This is a genomic window from Pseudoalteromonas undina (assembly GCF_000238275.3).
Classification (GTDB): domain Bacteria; phylum Pseudomonadota; class Gammaproteobacteria; order Enterobacterales; family Alteromonadaceae; genus Pseudoalteromonas; species Pseudoalteromonas undina.
In genome coordinates, this window is the sequence record NZ_AHCF03000003.1 from 2,232,501 (window position 1) to 2,251,563 (window position 19,063).

24 protein-coding genes are annotated in these 19,063 nt (G+C 41.4%); 5 read left to right on the plus strand and 19 right to left on the minus strand.

What is annotated here, in order from left to right:
- Positions 1-18: 18 nt before the first annotated feature.
- The 17 genes from PUND_RS13915 to PUND_RS13995 all read right to left on the minus strand — a co-directional run bounded on the left by PUND_RS13915 (position 19) and on the right by PUND_RS13995 (position 10,267).
- Positions 19-1,005, minus strand: coding sequence for a DNA-directed RNA polymerase subunit alpha (locus PUND_RS13915; RefSeq protein ID WP_008115371.1), 987 nt, complete (start codon positions 1,003-1,005; stop codon positions 19-21).
- A gap of 24 nt (positions 1,006-1,029) precedes the next feature.
- A complete protein-coding gene (gene rpsD, locus PUND_RS13920; protein WP_002959461.1) occupies positions 1,030-1,650 on the minus strand; it encodes a 30S ribosomal protein S4 in 621 nt (206 codons plus the stop codon).
- A 21-nt stretch (positions 1,651-1,671) separates the two neighbouring features.
- Positions 1,672-2,058 (minus strand): 30S ribosomal protein S11, encoded by a 387-nt coding sequence (gene rpsK, locus PUND_RS13925; RefSeq protein ID WP_002959471.1) that lies wholly within the window; start codon positions 2,056-2,058, stop codon positions 1,672-1,674.
- A gap of 12 nt (positions 2,059-2,070) precedes the next feature.
- Positions 2,071-2,427 (minus strand): 30S ribosomal protein S13, encoded by a 357-nt coding sequence (gene rpsM, locus PUND_RS13930; protein ID WP_008115377.1) that lies wholly within the window; start codon positions 2,425-2,427, stop codon positions 2,071-2,073.
- A 125-nt stretch (positions 2,428-2,552) separates the two neighbouring features.
- A complete protein-coding gene (gene rpmJ, locus PUND_RS13935) occupies positions 2,553-2,666 on the minus strand; it encodes a 50S ribosomal protein L36 (protein ID WP_002959476.1) in 114 nt (37 codons plus the stop codon).
- A gap of 22 nt (positions 2,667-2,688) precedes the next feature.
- The gene (gene secY / locus PUND_RS13940; protein WP_008115380.1) at positions 2,689-4,017 is read right to left on the minus strand and encodes a preprotein translocase subunit SecY; all 1,329 of its coding nucleotides are present in this window, start codon (positions 4,015-4,017) and stop codon (positions 2,689-2,691) included.
- A 10-nt stretch (positions 4,018-4,027) separates the two neighbouring features.
- Positions 4,028-4,462 (minus strand): 50S ribosomal protein L15, encoded by a 435-nt coding sequence (gene rplO / locus PUND_RS13945; protein ID WP_008115382.1) that lies wholly within the window; start codon positions 4,460-4,462, stop codon positions 4,028-4,030.
- Between the two features lie 4 nt (positions 4,463-4,466).
- On the minus strand, positions 4,467-4,649 hold the full coding sequence (gene rpmD / locus PUND_RS13950; protein ID WP_008115384.1) for a 50S ribosomal protein L30: 183 nt from the start codon (positions 4,647-4,649) through the stop codon (positions 4,467-4,469).
- Between the two features lie 3 nt (positions 4,650-4,652).
- Positions 4,653-5,159, minus strand: coding sequence for a 30S ribosomal protein S5 (gene rpsE / locus PUND_RS13955; protein ID WP_008115387.1), 507 nt, complete (start codon positions 5,157-5,159; stop codon positions 4,653-4,655).
- Between the two features lie 9 nt (positions 5,160-5,168).
- A complete protein-coding gene (rplR, locus tag PUND_RS13960; protein WP_008115388.1) occupies positions 5,169-5,519 on the minus strand; it encodes a 50S ribosomal protein L18 in 351 nt (116 codons plus the stop codon).
- 9 nt (positions 5,520-5,528) lie between these two features.
- Positions 5,529-6,062 carry a 50S ribosomal protein L6 gene (gene rplF / locus PUND_RS13965; protein WP_006794247.1) on the minus strand — a complete coding sequence of 178 codons (534 nt, stop codon included), beginning with the start codon at positions 6,060-6,062 and terminating at the stop codon, positions 5,529-5,531.
- Positions 6,063-6,075: 13 nt separating this feature from the next.
- Positions 6,076-6,468 (minus strand): 30S ribosomal protein S8, encoded by a 393-nt coding sequence (gene rpsH, locus PUND_RS13970; RefSeq protein ID WP_008115392.1) that lies wholly within the window; start codon positions 6,466-6,468, stop codon positions 6,076-6,078.
- Positions 6,469-6,489: 21 nt separating this feature from the next.
- Positions 6,490-6,795: a 30S ribosomal protein S14 gene (gene rpsN, locus PUND_RS13975; protein ID WP_006794245.1), complete on the minus strand. Its 306-nt coding sequence runs from the start codon at positions 6,793-6,795 to the stop codon at positions 6,490-6,492.
- A 10-nt stretch (positions 6,796-6,805) separates the two neighbouring features.
- The gene (gene rplE, locus PUND_RS13980) at positions 6,806-7,345 is read right to left on the minus strand and encodes a 50S ribosomal protein L5 (RefSeq protein ID WP_010392500.1); all 540 of its coding nucleotides are present in this window, start codon (positions 7,343-7,345) and stop codon (positions 6,806-6,808) included.
- A 16-nt stretch (positions 7,346-7,361) separates the two neighbouring features.
- Positions 7,362-7,676: a 50S ribosomal protein L24 gene (gene rplX / locus PUND_RS13985; RefSeq protein WP_004589210.1), complete on the minus strand. Its 315-nt coding sequence runs from the start codon at positions 7,674-7,676 to the stop codon at positions 7,362-7,364.
- 10 nt (positions 7,677-7,686) lie between these two features.
- Positions 7,687-8,055: a 50S ribosomal protein L14 gene (gene rplN / locus PUND_RS13990; RefSeq protein ID WP_008115397.1), complete on the minus strand. Its 369-nt coding sequence runs from the start codon at positions 8,053-8,055 to the stop codon at positions 7,687-7,689.
- A gap of 274 nt (positions 8,056-8,329) precedes the next feature.
- Positions 8,330-10,267 (minus strand): AsmA family protein, encoded by a 1,938-nt coding sequence (locus PUND_RS13995; protein WP_010392495.1) that lies wholly within the window; start codon positions 10,265-10,267, stop codon positions 8,330-8,332.
- A 236-nt stretch (positions 10,268-10,503) separates the two neighbouring features.
- Between PUND_RS13995 and PUND_RS14000 the strand changes: the two genes are divergently transcribed.
- The 4 genes from PUND_RS14000 (at position 10,504) to PUND_RS14015 (ending at position 13,421) form a co-directional block, all read left to right on the plus strand.
- A complete protein-coding gene (locus PUND_RS14000) occupies positions 10,504-10,929 on the plus strand; it encodes a hypothetical protein (RefSeq protein WP_010392493.1) in 426 nt (141 codons plus the stop codon).
- 8 nt (positions 10,930-10,937) lie between these two features.
- A complete protein-coding gene (locus PUND_RS14005) occupies positions 10,938-11,138 on the plus strand; it encodes a helix-turn-helix transcriptional regulator (RefSeq protein WP_010392491.1) in 201 nt (66 codons plus the stop codon).
- Between the two features lie 149 nt (positions 11,139-11,287).
- The gene (locus PUND_RS14010) at positions 11,288-12,451 is read left to right on the plus strand and encodes a hypothetical protein (protein WP_010392489.1); all 1,164 of its coding nucleotides are present in this window, start codon (positions 11,288-11,290) and stop codon (positions 12,449-12,451) included.
- Positions 12,452-12,743: 292 nt separating this feature from the next.
- Complete coding sequence (locus tag PUND_RS14015) at positions 12,744-13,421, plus strand: TorF family putative porin (RefSeq protein WP_010392487.1); 678 nt, start codon at positions 12,744-12,746, stop codon at positions 13,419-13,421.
- A gap of 294 nt (positions 13,422-13,715) precedes the next feature.
- Here PUND_RS14015 and PUND_RS14020 read toward each other — a convergent pair whose 3' ends face one another.
- Positions 13,716-17,294, minus strand: coding sequence for an ABC transporter permease/M1 family aminopeptidase (locus PUND_RS14020; protein WP_010392486.1), 3,579 nt, complete (start codon positions 17,292-17,294; stop codon positions 13,716-13,718).
- A 9-nt stretch (positions 17,295-17,303) separates the two neighbouring features.
- On the minus strand, positions 17,304-18,185 hold the full coding sequence (locus PUND_RS14025; RefSeq protein ID WP_010392484.1) for an ABC transporter ATP-binding protein: 882 nt from the start codon (positions 18,183-18,185) through the stop codon (positions 17,304-17,306).
- 189 nt (positions 18,186-18,374) lie between these two features.
- On the opposite strand from PUND_RS14025, the gene PUND_RS14030 reads away from it, so the two are divergent.
- Positions 18,375-19,052 (plus strand): nitroreductase family protein, encoded by a 678-nt coding sequence (locus tag PUND_RS14030; RefSeq protein WP_010392482.1) that lies wholly within the window; start codon positions 18,375-18,377, stop codon positions 19,050-19,052.
- The last annotated feature ends 11 nt before the right edge of the window (positions 19,053-19,063 follow it).

Here is a 19,063-nt window from a genome sequence, read left to right on the forward strand (position 1 = left end):
CTAATATAGTGATTTAGATTATTCAGCTAGGCTTGCAGGCGGCCAATTTTCTAGGCGCATGCCTAGAGAAAGACCACGTGAAGCTAGCACGTCTTTTATTTCAGTTAGAGACTTCTTACCTAGATTAGGCGTTTTAAGAAGCTCAACTTCAGTGCGCTGAACTAAATCACCGATATATTGAATTTGCTCGGCTTTCAAACAGTTTGCTGAACGTACTGTTAATTCAAGATCATCAACTGGACGAAGTAGAATAGGATCGAATTCTGGCTTCTCTTCTTTCTCTTCTGGCTCAGTTACATCACGTAAATCTACGAATGCATCTAATTGCTCAGCTAAGATAGTAGACGCACGGCGGATCGCTTCTTCAGGATCTAAGGTGCCGTTTGTTTCCATATCAATGATTAACTTGTCTAAATCTGTACGTTGCTCAACACGGGCTGATTCAACCGAGTACGCAATACGTTCAACTGGGCTGAATGATGCATCAAGCAGCAATCGACCAATTGGACGCTCATCGTCATCAGAGGATAAACGACTAGATGCCGGCACATAACCACGACCACGCTCAACACGAATACGCATGCTGATCTCGCTGTTATTTGTTGTTAAATTACAAATAACATGATCTGGGTTAGCAATTGTTACATCGCCATCGTGCTGAATATCTGCCGCAGTCACAGGGCCTACACCAGATTTAGTCAGGGTCAGAAAAACTTCATCTTTGCCTTCTAACGTTACCGCTAGACCTTTAAGGTTTAGTAGTATTTCAATGATGTCTTCTTGTACGCCTTCTTTCGCGCTGTACTCATGCAATACACCGTCGATTTCAACTTCAGTTACTGCACATCCAGGCATAGATGATAACAGTATACGGCGTAAGGCATTACCCAAAGTGTGACCAAAGCCACGCTCGAGTGGTTCTAAAACTACTTTAGAACGCGTTGGGTTGATAGCGTCGATATCGACTAACCTTGGTTTTAGAAATTCTGTAACAGAACCCTGCATTTTATCCTCTCTTAACTCTTAACTTTACTTAGAGTAAAGTTCGACGATTAGTTGTTCATTAATGTCCGCAGACAGATCTGAACGCTCAGGTAGGCGCTTGAAGCTACCTTCCAATTTCTTACCGTCAACTTCAACCCAAGTCGGCTTTTCACGTTGCTCAGCCAACTCTAGAGCAGCGATGATACGTGCTTGTGTTTTAGACTTCTCACGGATTACAACAGTATCTTCTGGAGTAATTACGTATGAAGGAATATTCACAACACGACCATTAACTAGAATCGCTTTGTGGCTTACTAACTGACGTGCTTCAGCGCGTGTGCTAGCAAAACCCATGCGATATACAACATTGTCTAAACGTTGCTCTAAAAGCTGTAACAAGTTTTCACCTGTGTTGCCTTTAAGGCGAGCAGCTTCTTTGTAGTAGTTACGGAATTGCTTTTCTAATACACCGTAAATACGACGTACTTTTTGCTTTTCACGTAATTGTAAACCGTAATCAGATAAGCGTCCTTTACGAGCGCCGTGCTGACCAGGTGCAGTCTCAAGTTTACACTTAGAGTCGATAGCTCTTACGCCGCTCTTAAGGAACAGGTCAGTACCTTCACGACGACTCAGCTTGAGCTTAGGGCCCAAATATCTTGCCATGTTATTTCTCCTAACCTATTGTTAAACGCGACGTTTCTTCGGTGGACGACAACCATTATGTGGTATTGGCGTCACGTCAGTAATGTTGGTGATACGGTAACCAGCAGCATTCAAAGCACGTACAGCAGATTCACGACCTGGACCTGGACCTTTGATGAAAACTTCTAGATTTTTTAAACCGTATTCTTGAGCAGCAGTACCTGCACGCTCTGCAGCAACCTGAGCAGCGAATGGAGTAGATTTACGTGAACCACGGAAACCTGAACCACCGGCAGTAGCCCATGATAGTGCATTACCTTGACGGTCGGTAATCGTTACAATAGTGTTGTTGAAAGACGCATGAACATGAGCCATACCATCAGCAACTTGCTTTTTAACCTTTTTACGACGAATTGGTGTCTTAGCCATTTTACTATCCCCTTATCGCTTAATAGGCTTACGAGGACCCTTACGGGTACGCGCGTTAGTCTTTGTTCTTTGACCACGAAGTGGTAAAGAGCGACGGTGACGTAGGCCACGGAAACAACCAAGGTCCATAAGGCGCTTGATATTCAAAGTAACTTCACGACGAAGGTCACCTTCTACAGTGTACTTGCCAACTGCTTCACGCAGTACGTCAAGTGTTTCGTCTGAAAGTTCACCGATTTTTGTGGTCTCGGCGATACCAGTCGCTTCTAAGATAGCCTTAGAGCGAGTCTTACCTATGCCATAAATAGCTGTTAAACCAATAACTGCATGTTTATGATCAGGGACGTTAATGCCAGCGATACGGGCCACTAACACATCTCCTATATTTGAATTTGGTAATCATCTGTTTGAAAAGCCCGTAAGGATACTCAAACGAAGACCAAATCACAACTAAAAACACAGGCCGAGAAATCTCAGCCTGCACGACTGTTTACTTAGCCTTGCCTTTGCTTATGCTTAGGCTCACTGCAAATTACGCGTACTACACCAGCACGTTTAATAACTTTACAGTTACGGCATATTTTCTTAACGGAAGCACGTACTTTCATTGCTCAACTCCGTAAACTGACCTTATCGACCGTAGCCTTTAAGGTTCGCTTTTTTCAGCACAGAATCATACTGATGTGACATCAGATGCGTCTGTACTTGTGCCATAAAGTCCATGATTACAACAACGATAATCAAAATTGATGTACCGCCGAAATAGAATGGCGTTTGCCATGCCATAGTCATGAATTCGGGCACCAGACAGATAAAGGTTATATACAAAGCACCTGCCAATGTCAGGCGTGTCATCACTTTATCAATGTATTTAGATGTCTGCTCACCTGGACGAATACCTGGGATAAATGCGCCAGATTTTTTCAGGTTGTCTGCTGTTTCACGCGGGTTAAAAACCAACGCTGTGTAGAAAAAGCAGAAGAAGATGATAGCCGCAGCTAAAACCATTGCATACAAAGGCTGACCTGGAGTCAACGTTGTAGCAATTGCTTGTAGCACATCAGCAACCGGACCTTCACCCTGGCCGAACCAGCTTGCAATTGTACCAGGGAACAGAATTATACTGCTAGCGAAGATTGGTGGAATAACACCCGCCATATTTACTTTCAGAGGTAAATGCGTGCTTTGAGCAGCAAATACTTGACGACCTTGTTGACGCTTGGCGTAGTTAACAACGATACGTCGTTGACCACGTTCAAAGAATACAACAAGATAAGTAACAGCGAATACTATAACCGCAACCATCAACAGTACAAAAACATTCAAATCACCTTGGCGCGCCATTTCGGCTGTCGAACCAATAGCAGACGGCAGGTTAGCTACAATACCAACAAATATTAGAACTGAGATACCGTTACCGATACCACGTTCTGTTATCTGTTCGCCCAACCACATAAGGAACATAGTACCGGTTACTAAGCTCACCACTGCGGTGAAATAGAATCCCATACCTGGGTTAACAACTAACCCGTTCATCATGCCCGGTAAGCTTGTGGCAATACCGATTGATTGGATAGTAGCAAGCACAAGCGTGCCGTAGCGTGTGTACTGGCTTATCTTTTTACGCCCTTGCTCACCTTCTTTCTTAAGCTCTATAAACGGCGGATACATATGCGTTAATAGTTGCGTAATAATCGAAGCCGAGATATACGGCATGATACCCAGTGCTAACACTGAAGCTCGCTCAAGCGCACCACCGCTAAACATGTTGAACATCTCAACAATGGTGCCCTTTTGTTGCTCGAAGAAATCGGCAAGTACAGCGGCGTCAATCCCAGGGATCGGCACAAATGAACCTAGACGGTAAATTATGATAGCACCCAATACGAAGAGTAATCGGCGCTTCAATTCCGAAAGTCCACCTTGTGCACTTTGTGTATCTTGACCTGGTTTAGCCATTAGTACTTCCTTAGTCTTCTACCTTGCCTCCGGCAGCTTCGATAGCTTCGCGTGCACCTTTAGAAGCCTTAAGGCCTTTAACGGTAACAGCGCGTGAAACTTCGCCAGATTTAACAACTTTAACGAACTGAACGTTCTTTTTAACTAGACCAGCTGCTTGTAACGCGCTTAGGTCTACCACATCGCCTTCAACTTTAGCGATTTCGTATAGGTTAATTTCTGCAGATACTAAAGATTTGCGAGAAGTGAAACCGAACTTAGGTAGACGACGTTGCATAGGCATTTGACCGCCTTCGAAACCAACGCGTACTTTACCGCCAGAACGTGATTTTTGACCTTTGTGACCACGGCCACCAGTCTTACCAAGACCAGAACCGATACCACGACCAACACGTTTTGGAGCAGTTTTTGAACCTGCAGCAGGTGAAAGTGTATTCAAATGCATCGAATTACCCCTCTACCTTAACCATGTAATAAACCTGGTTAATCATACCACGCACACATGCTGTGTCTTCTAACTCAACAGTGTGATTGATACGACGTAAACCAAGACCGCGTAATGTAGCTTTATGCTTCGGTAAACGACCGATAGAGCTTTTTACTTGTGTTACTTTTACAGTTTTATTAGCCATGGTTTACCCCAAAATCTCATCTACTCGAAGACCACGTTTTGCAGCGATCGACTGAGGAGAATTCATGTTCTCAAGTGCTGAGATCGTTGCACGTACAACGTTGATCGGGTTAGTAGAACCGTAACATTTAGAAAGTACGTTCTGCACACCAGTCACTTCAAGTACTGCACGCATAGCACCACCTGCAATGATACCAGTACCTTCAGATGCTGGTTTCATAAACACTTGTGAGCCAGCATGACGTCCTTTAACAGGATGCTGTAATGTGTTGCCATTTAGGTCTACGTTGATCATGTTACGACGTGCTTTTTCCATTGCTTTTTGAATAGCAGCTGGAACTTCACGTGCTTTACCATAACCGAAACCTACTTTACCTGCGCCATCACCAACTACAGTTAGTGCAGTAAAGCTAAAGATACGACCACCTTTAACTACTTTAGACACACGGTTCACCGCGATTAGCTTTTCAGCTAAATCAGGCTGTTGTTGCTTTGCTTCTACGTTAGCCATTGTCTACTCCTAGAATTGCAAACCGGCTTCACGCGCAGCATCAGCTAGCGCCTTCACACGGCCGTGATATTTAAAGCCACTGCGATCAAAAGCAATCTTTTCGATGCCTTTGTCAGCCGCACGTTCAGCAACCGCTTTACCAACTGCTTGTGCAGCTGCAACGTTGCCTGTGCCTTTAACTGTTTCGCTAATAGCTTTCTCAACAGTAGAAGCAGCAGCCAGTACATTACCCTCAGCGTTTACAACTTGAGCGTAAATGTGACGTGGCGTGCGGTGGATAACAAGACGCGTTGTGCCTTGTTCAATATAATTTCTACGAGTGCGTTTAGCACGACGTAGACGAGCTGTTTTTTTATCCATCGTCTTACCTTACTTCTTCTTAGCCTCTTTACGGCGTACATTCTCATCTGAATAACGAACACCTTTACCTTTATAAGGCTCAGGTTTACGGTATGCACGAATGTTAGCAGCTGTTTGACCAACTAACTGCTTGTCTACGCCCTTAACTAGAACTTCTGTTTGGCTTGGAGTTTCAATCGTAATTCCTTCAGGAACTGCGAAATTAACTGGGTGCGAGAAACCAAGAGTTAAGTCTAAAACTTTGCCCTTAGCTGCAGCACGGTAACCAACACCTACTAACTGAAGTTTCTTCTCGTAACCTTCATGCGTACCAACAACCATGTTGTTGATTAGAGCGCGAGCAGTACCTGCTTGTGCCCATGCATTGGCTACGCCTTCACGAGGTAAAGTTGTAATAACGTTGTCGTTAACTTGTACTTCAACTGCATCGTTGATTGTACGAGTAAGTTCACCGTTTTTGCCTTTAACTGTGATTTCCTGGCCTTTTAATGTAACTTCTACACCGGCAGGAACGTTTATTGGTGCCTTTGCTATGCGAGACATAGTTCCCCTCCGATTAAGCTACAAAACCAATGATTTCACCACCAACGCCTGCACTACGTGCTGCGCGGTCTGTCATTAGGCCTTTAGAAGTTGATACGATAGCGATACCTAAACCACCCATTACCTTCGGTAATTCGTCACGTCTCTTATAGATACGTAGACCAGGGCGACTTACACGCTGGATATTTTCAATAACAGCTTTGCCTTCGAAGTACTTTAACTCGATAGAAAGCTCAGGTTTAACATCACCACTTACTGCGAAGTCTGCGATGTAACCTTCATTTTTTAATACATTAGCTACTGCTACTTTCAGTTTCGAATTAGGCATCGTTACAGATACTTTCTTCGCTGACTGACCGTTACGGATTCGTGTAAATAAATCCGCGATAGGATCTTGCAAGCTCATAGTCTTACTCCCATGATTCTATTACCAGCTAGCCTTTTTAAGGCCAGGAATTTCACCGCGCATAGCTGCTTCGCGAACTTTAATACGGCTCATGCCGAATTTGCGAAGGAAACCATGTGGGCGGCCCGTAATGTTACAACGATTACGTTGACGTGCAGGGCTAGAATCACGAGGTAAAGCTTGTAGCTTAAGTACCGCGTCCCAACGATCATCTTCAGATGTATTAACATCACTGATGATAGCTTTTAGTGCTGCACGCTTTTCAGCGTACTGAGCAACTAGTTTAGTGCGCTTTGCTTCGCGCGCTTTCATAGAATTCTTTGCCATAACCCTACCCTTATTTCTTGAATGGGAAGTTAAACGCTTCTAACAACGCACGGCCTTCCTCATCTGATTTCGCAGATGTAGTGATTGTGATATCCATACCGCGTACACGGTCTACTTTATCATAATCAATTTCTGGGAAGATGATTTGTTCACGTACGCCCATGCTGTAGTTACCACGTCCATCAAAAGACTTAGCACTTACACCACGGAAGTCACGGATACGTGGGATAGCGATTGAAACCAAACGCTCAAAAAAGTCCCACATACGCTCGCCGCGTAGGGTTACTTTACAACCAATCGGGTAACCTTCACGCACTTTGAAGCCAGCAACAGATTTGCGTGCTTTAGTGATTAAAGGTTTCTGACCAGAGATAGCTTCTAGATCCGCAACAGCGTTATCTAAAATCTTCTTGTCAGCTAAGGCTTCGCCCACACCCATATTTAATGTGATCTTCTCGATCTGAGGGACTTGCATGACAGAGCTGAAACCAAACTTCTCTTGAAGTTCAGCAACTACTTTGTCTTTATATACTTCATGCAGTTTCGCCATCATTCTACTCCAACTATTAGATAGTTTTACCAGTAGATTTAAAGATACGTAATTTCTTACCATCTTCAATCTTGAAACCTACACGATCTGCTTTGCTCGTTTCCGAGTTGTAGATCGCAACGTTTGATACGTCGATAGACGCTTCTTTCTCAACAATACCGCCAGCTTGGTTCAACTGTGGAACCGGCTTTTGGTGTTTCTTGATTAAGTTAATGCCTTCGACAAATACTCGACCAGACTCGGTTACAACTGAAAGCACTTTGCCGCGCTTACCTTTGTCTTTACCTGCTAGTACGATTACTTCGTCATCACGACGGATTTTTGCTGCCATGATAGACTCCTTACAGTACTTCTGGGGCTAGTGAAACGATTTTCATGAACTTTTCATTACGAAGTTCGCGAGTCACAGGGCCGAAAATACGAGTACCAATAGGCTGCAAGTTATCATTTAAGATAACAGCCGCATTGCTGTCGAAACGGATCAATGAACCGTCTGGACGACGAACGCCTTTTTTGGTACGCACAACTACCGCGTTTTTAACATCACCTTTCTTCACTTTACCGCGAGGAATCGCTTCTTTTACAGAAACTTTAATGATATCGCCAATCGCTGCATAGCGACGGTGTGAACCACCAAGGACTTTTATACACTGCACTTTGCGAGCGCCGCTGTTATCAGCAACTTCCAGCTGAGTTTGCATTTGGATCATGTTAATGACCTCCGGTGTAGTAATTACAACTTGTCTTAAATTTGTTTAAAATCAAGACATTTCGATTGAATTCCACTCAAAAAACATACTAGATGTCTCTTAAGGGCGGGCAATTGTATCAGCATTGAGGGGGGAGTGGTAGGTTATTTTTTAATTAATTTAATGCGGAGGCTAAATTAGAAACTGGTTATTTATGCTATCTATCTAAATTACAGGTGGTTATAAAACAAACAAGGCACCTTTACGGCGCCTTGTTTTATATCAGTAATTAAAATTAGCCAAACAAACCTTTTAATTTGTCTTTAATTTTGTCTTTAGCTTTTTCTTTTGCTTCATCTTTAACCGCACTGCCTATATCTAATTTTATACCAACATCATGGAATGGGCCTTTTATCCTCAGGGGAATTTTAAAGCCAGTGCTATCATCGGTAGTACCCTGACCTTCAATAGAATCAACTAAACCTGTTACTAGGCGGTAATTAACCTGAGTTTGCGGTAAATCAACGTCTCCTTCACCTGAAATACGTATTAAGGGGCTGATCAACGACAAATCAGTATTTTTGCCTACGCCATTGGTAAAGTTAAAACTACCAGAAAGTGCAGAGAAATCTGTTTTCTCAGATTCCTCAAATCCTGTATCTAATCCCTCAGACACGGCATTAAAGTTGCCTTTAACTAGCTCTTTCCCCTTACGCACCATTTCTGCTACGTTTGCTCCCTTAACTGCACCATCAGCGAACTTGAATCCTAGTTTACCATTAAGCGCGTTAATAAACGTTTTTTGGCTTTGCCCTGCTGTGGTTAGATTCCAGTTTAAAGAGCCCTTGCCCATTAGCTTATCAAAGCCTGCAGCATCGCTAAGTAATGGCTGTGCGTCTATTTTATCTAAATCGAAGTTGGTTGCTATTTTATAAGGGGTATTTTGAGCATTGATAGTCACCACCCCTTTACCTGTTCCTTCATAAGCCGCAAAGCTGTCTAAACTTAATTTAGCAACGCTATTTTTTAGTGCCACAGTAAACTGGTTGGCGCCGAGTTTAATATCGTTCGCTTTTAAGCCACTTGAACGAACAATCACATTTGCATCTAATGCATTCAAGCCACTTAAATCAATTTTAGTATCATCCCACACTATTGGCTCTGCAGGCTTAGAGTCGTCTTTTGCTGGGACTTCTTTTTTAGCTACGGTTTCAGGTAAGTAAGGATTTAAATCAAGCATGCCTAAGTCAATATCAGCATTAACAGCTAAGCGACTGCCTAAATTTAACTTACTTTTACCTTTAATCTCGAGTGCATCGAGCGTTGCTACTAATTCAGTTAAGTTAAACTCTTCACCGAGTAAGTGCATTTCGGCATTGATGCTAAAGGCGTTAAACGCATTGTTTTTAGCGTTTAAGTCAACTCCTTGCCAGTTAGCAATATTTTTAACCGAATCACCGTTAAGTGTTAAAAGTCCTTTAATGTCTTGGCCTTGTTTGGCTATGCTGCCATCAAACATTAGATCTACTAAACGTGAGTTAAGCGTTTGCTTTACATTAAATGTGGCGCCTTCAATCGCTTTTGCTGGTGTATTAAGTTTTACATCAAGCTCAAATCGCTCTTGCATATAAGTAATAGCACCGGTTACTTCAAGCTGTTTACGCAGTGAAGGCAGTAATATAGCCAGTTCTAAATCGCTAATTTGTTGTTTAGCACCCGTTTGACCATCTAAATAAGTAAATGACCCGCCATAAATAGCGACTTCACCTAATTGAATATCAAAGTTTTCAGGTAGTTTGACTGCCTCTCCCGCTTGAGTTTGTTGCTCTGGTTGCTTGGCCACTGCATCAAATAACTGCCAGTTTGCTTTGCCGCTTTTATCGGTTTCTAGCAAAATATCAGGCTCATTAATTACAAACTTTTCTAGCTTTAGTTCGCCACCGAGTAATGAAAGCCAAGGAATATGAACAGCAAGTTGCTGCATACTTGCCATATCAGCGCGAGAGCCACTGAGCATATTGGCAAAATGCACATCATTAAGCTCCAGCTTTAATGCAGGAAATACACTGAGGGTTTTATCTCCCTTTATCGTTAATGTGCGCCCAGTTGTTTTTTCTACCTGCTCAGACACTTTATTAAAAATGGTATCGGTAGGAATTAAAAATGGTGCAGCAACAATTAACGCTATGCATAGCAATAATATGACACCAATAACTTTAAATAAGGTCTTCATGATCATCCTTTCAAACGTGCAAATAATGCTCTTATCATAGCGGGAGTTAGCGCCAAAAGCATTGCCCAATAACTAAAAATCTACTTTCCTACATTCTAACGTGGGTATATGAATTGTAACTGAAACATTTTGATACCTTTAGGTTACAAAAAAATATTGACCAAATGATACCTACAGGTTACATTGATACCTACAGGTTACAAAATATAAATTAACACTTCCACAGGATGGACTTTATGAAACAACAAGATATTAAAACTGAAGAACAGTTTATGGGTCAAAACATATTTCTAAGTATAAGCACAAGTATGGTTTTTTTACTTCTCAGTGTTAACTCAGTAATAAAACAAGATATTGACGGGCTTTTAACTGTTGGAATGGGCGTTTTATTTTATATAGTTATAATAGCTATTTATATAACTAAAGCAGGCTTTCCATTAAAAATGTATTTTCAATATGCTTATAAAGATGAATTCCTAAATACTATCGACACGAGTGCCTATAAACATTCAATTTTTGCACTTGTTTTTTGCCTGCTTGGTGTTTTTTATAAAGGCGATGCTATTGCTAGTGAGGTTTCGCATGCAGCTATGGCAGTATTCTACTTAGGTATCATGCTCTTGGCATATGGCACTTCATTGTTTTGGCAAAGCCGCGATTAGGAAATAATGTGCAAAACCATATAGCTGAATTTCGTAAAGAGGCAGGGCTTTCACAGCAAGAACTGGCCGATGCTATTAATGTTTCACGAAAAACCATTAGCACGGTTGAAACATCTCGTTTTACACCCTCGGTGATCATTGCCTTAAAAATAGCACAGCACTTTAATACCTCAGTTGAACGGCTGTTTTCACTCGATGAACACGATTAATACAGTAATGATGCAATCTTGTGTTAATTAACTTACCAAGATTGCATCCCCTGTATTCTCCGGTATGATGCACGCCCCTGTTGCTGCTGGCTTATTTAAGCTAAAATGAAGCGACTAAAAAGTATATCTAACCGGAGAGTCTACAAGGCATGAAGAAACTGCTAATTTCACCGTCAAAAATGGCATTAGGCGAGCAAGAAAGTCAAATTTATCAAAACATTCTGAAGCAATCTTCAGAGCTAAGCCTAAACCTGATGGCTGTGAAAGTGGAAAACCATCCAGAAGACTTTTTAGGTTGGTGTTACGAGCTATTAAGCGCAAGCCGCGACCGCATTAATTATGACTTACTCGAAAGCCCACAATTACCATTATTGAAAAAGCTGCATGACCAACTTATTTCAGCCATTAGCTTTTTACAGTTAAAAACATTACGGGTAGCGCCTTGGCCAGTAGTGAGTATGTTTGTAGAGCAACATAAAGAACTGGTGGCACTTGATGAGCAGCTACGTTTAACTGCTTATATTGCAGGCCTGCGTGAAAAGCCGTTAAAAGATATGATCCCTGAAGACTTACTCGCTTTTAGCGGTAAGCATATGGCATCACTCAATCCGAGTACTTATAACTTTGATGTAGAATGGTTTGCCTCTACTAAAAGCGCCAAAGGTTTTCACCAGATGCTGGCTGATTTGCCAGGCGCATTCGACGATGCACTCAGCAACATTCCACTTGAGGGTGATGTAGCGCTAGGTAATTACCAACAATTTGTAATTGCTTATTTGAGTGCATTTAATGGTAGTGATGAAAAACCAACTCTGGCGCCTGCCACCCGTTTATTAGCAATGCGTCGCCCTGATGTGTTTACTCCAATTAGTAACAGTCGCTTAGATGCACTTTGCTCCGCACTTGGTATCACCAAATTAAATAACCGTGACTTTGAGCGTTACTGGCAAGATGTAGTACAAAGCATTCACGCTATGTCATGGTTTAAAATGGCCAATGCTGGTAATGAACTAGAAACACAGTTGGTGGACATTAAAGCGCTTATACCTTGCTTTTTTTACTATGCAGATACTAATACTGCAGATAACTCTAACTACATTAAGCTACTTAATAAACCTACACGTAGCAATTCTAGCAGCAGTAAAGCGCCACGCCGAGGCAAAGAATCTGCTGAGATTTTAGTGGATCGCGCTCTTGCTGCTGATGATGTTCCAGAGCATATTCGTGCTAAACGTGACTCTATTATTAGCGAAGTACAAAAAGGCCGCGGTGTTAACGAAACAATTACCCTAATGCGTGCCATTTTTGGTTAATTAACCCACAAGAAAAATAAAATAGCCTAGCAGCGCTTTGATGGTGCAGCTAGGCTGTTTTTTGCACCAGCAAAGTGAACCTGCTAAATAATTACTTTTCTATCCCTACCTCATATTATTTTCAATACATTGTTTTAAGTAATAAAAATAATTTATAAACGAATAAGTTTAATTTGGCACACACAGTGCAAATACCCCATTAGTAACATAATAAAATGCCGCCAAACAAAAGGTTGTAGTCGTTCATAATAAAAAGCCTTGGCGTGCAAAATCATACAATGGGAAATGAGACATGCTAAAACTACAAAAAACAATATTGATCAGTGCATTGGCATTAACAGGACTGACATCAACTGCTGCATTTGCTGAAGTAACAGCAAATGCAGCAGCCACTTCAAACTACTTATGGCGCGGACAAGAGCAAACTGGGGGCGATGCAGCTGTATCTGGCGGTATTGATTACGCTAATGAATCTGGCTTTTATGCGGGTACTTGGGCGTCAAATGCGTCTTGGGCCGATGAAATGACCTACGAGCTAGACTTATACGCAGGTTTTGGCGGCGCAATTAATGAAAGCGTGAGTTATGACGTAGGGTATATCTATTATGCGTACCCTGATGCGGCATCAGGTGCAGATGCAGATTTTTCTGAAGTCTACGGTAGCATTAGTGTGCAAGGCTTTACATTTGGTGCAGCCGTACTTGCAACATCTGCAGCCAGTGGTGATGGTACTGATTTTGGTGATTCATTGTATTTAAATGCCGATTACAGCTTCGCTGTTGGTAGCAATGGCACTGAAATGGCGCTACACATAGGGCATTACTCAGGCGATTTCATCGGTGATGACAATATTATTGATTATGGTGTATCGGTGTCTAAAGATGGTTTTACTTTTGGCCTATCTGATAACGACATGGATGGCTCTGATATAAAAGCCTATGTAGCCTACGCTGTAGACTTTAACCTATAAAAAGAATGTGTTACTTGCTGCAACACTAAGGGCCGCAAGGCCCTTTCTCGTTTAGAGCGGTTTAAAAATGCTCGTAATCCTCCCTAGGATTAGCTACTAAAGCACCCTACTATATTACCCGCCTCGGTCAATCAACGACTACCTAGCTACCGTTAAATATTTCCGCGTTATGCTAACTCGCTTAAATAAGCATTATTGTGTATTGGCATTATATTCTCTGTTTCAAATAAGCTTTTTATACCAATTCGCTAAAACAAAAGGCCGCACGAAATGCGGCCTTTAAATCACTTAGCGTTAAAACTTAGCTAAATTATTTTTATTGTCTTTATCTACAAGCTTAATGTAAGGGTCTATCCCAGCGTACATGGGTTTTTCTTTTACTTTAAGTTCGATGGTGTTTGCACCAGACACTATTTGATGTTTTTGTGAATAAATCACAAAGTCTTCAGCTAGAAGGTTTTCAGGATCATCATTGAATAATGCAATATCAATCATTTCATCAAGTGGTTGTTCGGTTTCTTCACCTTGGCCATCGGCACGCTGTTTCGTTGCTTCAACGCTCAGTGTTACCGTGTAAAAACCCTCGCTATCAGTGCTATCTGTAATCGATACCTCTTTCATTTCAAGCTCATAAAGTGTTATATACTTAAACTGATCATCAATAAAGCGTTGCTCTGCTTTTGTTGCATCTCGTTTTAAATAACTGAGTAAATCGAGTGTGGTGGGGTATGGCGTTGATTGGTATTTAAACTCATTCAAAAATGCTTTAAGTGCTGCATTTAAGCGTTTTTCACCTAAGCGATCATATAGCGCCATCATCACAACAGAACCTTTATTGTAGTGAAGATACTGCTGAGCCTGCGTTTTATACAGCGGCATTTCTTCAAACGCTTCCCCTGTACGACCCATTAAGTATTTGTCTAGCTCGTATTTTAAAAACTTACGTAGCTTCTCGGCGCCAAAGCGTTTTTTTAACACCATAAGCGCACTGTATTGGGAGAGCGTTTCTGATATAACGGCACTGCCCTCTACATTAGCCCCTGATACTTGATGTCCCCACCATTGGTGCGCCACTTCATGTGCGGTTACATAATAAGGGAGGTCAACTTTACTCTCATCCCTTAAATCTGTAACAAAACCAATACTTTCTGAGTAAGGCACTGTATTGGCAAAACTTTGCGCAAATGAGCGATATTTTGGAAACTCAATAATACGTAACTGCTTATGCTGATACGGGCCAAATGCTTGGGTATAGTAATCTATTGAGTCTTGTACCGACTCAATCATACGGTCAACATTCCATGCATGATCTTTGTGGTAGTACACTTCAATATTTACACCGTTATGCTCAACCTTTTTGCTTTCAAGTTCAGCCGAAAGCACAGAATAAAAGTTTAAAATAGGGGCATCCATTTCATAAACAAAAGTACGGCGCCCGTCTTTTACACTCTCACTTTTTAAGTAACCAGGTGTAATTGCAAATTGCGACTCATCGGTAGTTACCGTTGCTTTATAGCTTATAAACCCATTATCAGGACCAAACTCATTTTGCGTATAATAGCGGCTGTCTTCTAGTTTATGCGCACGTTCAAGCTCGGGTAAATCGTGCTTACGACGCTCATACTTATCCGCAATTTGAAAATACCTTTGATAACCAAAATTCGGTAATAACTCTCTATTATTTATAAATGTACCGTTATACACCAGCTGAGTATCTGAATACCTATCAACAAAACCTTTATGTTCTCGGGAAACTGAAAGCTCACCTTCGCGTACTTCATTAGGCATTAGCGGTTGTTCAAACTCAAACCATACCATATCAAACTCAGGTAAACGCTCTACTATTTTCCCGCCGGCCATTTTTACATCCCAGCTTTTAGCGTGGTTAGGCTCGTTAATTAACACACGGGCTATTGGCTCGTTAGCGGTATTAGTAAACTTAATTTTTGCAACGGCGGTTAATGCACGCTTTTTAGGGTAAATATCAATGTGTAAATTAACATCGGTTATTACAGGGAGTGGCAAATCTTTGTATTGTGAAAACTCTTGTTCATAGCTTACTTGAAGAGTTTCGTTATCATCACTTGTTACAAACTCGTTGAGCATACGGGTGTTGTGATAAATGTTATAACCTGCTCCCACAAATACCAATAAACTTATAGCGGCAGCAATTTGACCTTTTAAAGACATGTTGTAACGTATTAAAGATAAGCGAGTGCGCAATGTTTGCGACGGGCCGCGATGCCATAAAGCAAACCCAAAAATAGCCAAAAATACACTTAATGCGCCCCAATATAAGGTGTACCAATGCGCGCCTTGTAAAAAGTGTCCGTAACCGTTTATATCAGAATACGGTACGCTACTACTTTGCGAAAAGTGATACATGTGATGCTCAAATCCGTAAGCACCCATTACCATTTGGGCAATGTAATACAGAATAAATAACCCCATACCTATATATTTATTAGGGCTAATTATTTGCAAAAAGAACGCCAAAATAGCCATCATAATTAAAGGCAGTAACGTAAGATAACCTAACCTAAATAAGTACTGGCCAAGCTCTAGATTAAATTGCCCCTTAAATAGTTGTACTGCAATGGTAAACATCATACCTACTAAATAAAGACCACACACCGCAGTGATTAACGCAATAATTTTAGATACCCAAAACACACTGTTATGAACTGGGAAACTGTCAACAATATCGCCCATACCACTGTAGCGCTCCCGCCAAACCAGCTCTGCGCTGTAATAAGCAATAATGATAAACATAAATAAGCTAGAGGTGTTTTGAATGATGCTCACCATATTTTGTGTCAGTGGCCAATCCGTTGTGCCATACGCGCCAATAGGAGCAAAGAGTGGCACAAGCAACATCGTAATACTTACACCGGCTAAAATCATAAAAGGCGCACTTAATATAACCTGCTTAAGTTCAAATAAGCTGCGCATTACTAGTTGCGATTGCGTATTGATCCCTTTTGATTTGTAATTTTTAGCCTTGCTAATAAGTGCTGCTTGTTTATTTTTTACAAACGTAGATACAGCAAATTGTTTTTTTTGTTTTTTAGTTACTACGCGATTACCTAACTTCCCTAGACCAAAAAACATCGCTAAGCTTATTGCTACCCACAAAATACGGTTAATCAAAAAATCGCCCGAGAGCGTTAACACTTCGGTATTTTTATCACTTACAGTCCAATAACGGGTTAAGTCAATTAACGAACCTGACCCAAATGGATCGGCGTATACAACAATATCTCTAAATGCTAAGTCATCAAAGTAGATGCCCGCTATTTGATAGGTTATAAAAATCACTACAGCTGTAACATATACCGCCATCATGGTTTTAAAATACACAGCCACACTATTAAAAATAGCCGAAAGTACTAACAAGCTGGGTATTGCTAAAAATAAAAAAGGGGCTGTGTAATATATTAACTTATTAGGGCCTACTAGCTCACTATCGAGCCAGCCAACCAATAAACCAAATTGCGATCCAAAAAACACACCCAGCGGCACCGTTAAAAAAACAACTAGCACCACTAAGTAAGCACCAAAAAAACGCCCAGATTGATAAGCAAGAGGGTTAACCGGCTTACTAAACACCAACTCATCCATTTTGCTCTCACTGTTGCGAATAGCTGAGCTGGCAACAAAGTTAACCACTAAAAACATAGCAAGCGTACAAAAGGTAACCGTTAAAACCATAATGGTATAAGGCGAGTTCATATGAACATTAGCCCCGCCTAACGGAAGCTTACTACTAGAGCTTATAAAAAACGCCATAAAAAAGAAGATTAATGACGTCACATAAAACGAAGGTTGGCGCACAAAATAGCGCAGTTCAAACGCGAGCATATTAAAAAACATAGCGCCCCCTTATGCTACTTGGCTGTTACGATGATTAAGCAACGCAGAAAAATACACATCTTCTAGGTTTGCGTTACTCGTTTCAAAGCCTTCGGGTGCTTGCTCTGCTAATACATGTAATATGGTTTGCCCAGCAAATAAGCGTTTTGAAATAACAGGCAGTTGTGATTCAAGCTCTTGCGCTTCTTCTTGGCTCATGGCCTTGCGCCAAATTTGCCCTTGCAGTTTATCGGTAAGGGCAATTGGGTTACCCTCTAATAGTATTTTACCGCCAGCCAGTACAGCCATGTTTGGGCAAAGCTCTGCTACATCTTCAACAATGTGGGTCGATAATATAACTACTTTTTGCTCGCCTAAGCTTACTAACAAGTTATGAAAACGATTTCGCTCCTCAGGATCTAAACCTGCAGTTGGCTCATCAACAATTAGTAAATCAGGGTCGCCCAATAATGCTTGTGCAATACCAAAACGCTGGCGCATACCCCCCGAAAAACCACTAACGGCTTTTGAGCGATGTTGATATAAATTAGTATGTGCAAGCAAGCCTTCCACCGACTCTTTACGTTCTGCTTTGTTGTGAATACCTTTTAAAACAGCCATATGATCGAGTAAATCGTAAGCGTTAACACGCGGATATACACCAAAATCTTGTGGTAAATAGCCTAAACGCTGACGCAATGCTTGTGGGTCTTTAAACACATCAATGCCATCAAAAGTAATAGAGCCCTGATCAGCTGACTGCAATGTAGAAATAGTTCGCATTAACGACGATTTACCCGCACCATTTGGCCCAAGTAATCCGAACATACCTTTACCAATTGATAAATCAACACCTTGAAGTGCATGTACGCCGTTGTCGTAGGTTTTTGATAACCCTGTTATTGATAGCATTTTTTACTTCCTTGAATTGTAAGTATTATTTTTATGCTGCTTTATACCACATTAAAAACAGGAACATAAGTTAGTAACTAGTTAACTTTGTAACAATAAATAAACAGAAATTCATTCTAATAACACTTGCTTAGAAATGAGCCTCTCGGTATAAAAACAAAACACTCTAAAAATAAGAAGCGAACAGCCATGCAAGATCACAAAAGCCAACCATTAACCGATTTTATAGAATACCCGCCAGAGGCAATGCTCTCGCGCGCAAAGGAGTTTTTACAAACGAGCCAGCGCCGTCATAGTATTCGCAGTTTTAGTAACCGCCAGGTGCCAAAAGAAATCATTGAAACCTGTATAAAAGCAGCAGGTACAGCGCCTAGTGGCGCAAACCACCAGCCATGGCATTTTGTAGCCATTAATAGTAGTGATGTTAAAAAGCAAATACGAGAGGCTGCTGAAAAACTAGAGCGCTCTTTTTATGAAGGTCGCGCAGGCGAAGAATGGCTTGATGCATTGAAACCATTAGGTACCGATGCTAATAAACCCTATTTAGAGCACGCACCATGGTTGATTGCAGTGTTTAGTCAAAAAAAGGGGGGTGTAAATACGAACGATAAAAACACTAATTACTATGTACATGAATCGGTAGGGCTGGCCACTGGTTTTTTAATTCAAGCACTACATCGAGCAGGCCTTGCAACCCTGACCCACACCCCAAAACCAATGAGCTTTTTAACCGATATTTGTGGCCGTGATAAAGACAACGAACGTCCTTATATGCTATTAATTGCAGGCTACCCCGATGAGCATGCAACGGTGCCTCTGCATGCACTTGATAAAAAATCGCTGGATGAAATAGCCACATTTATTTAACCCGAACTCTG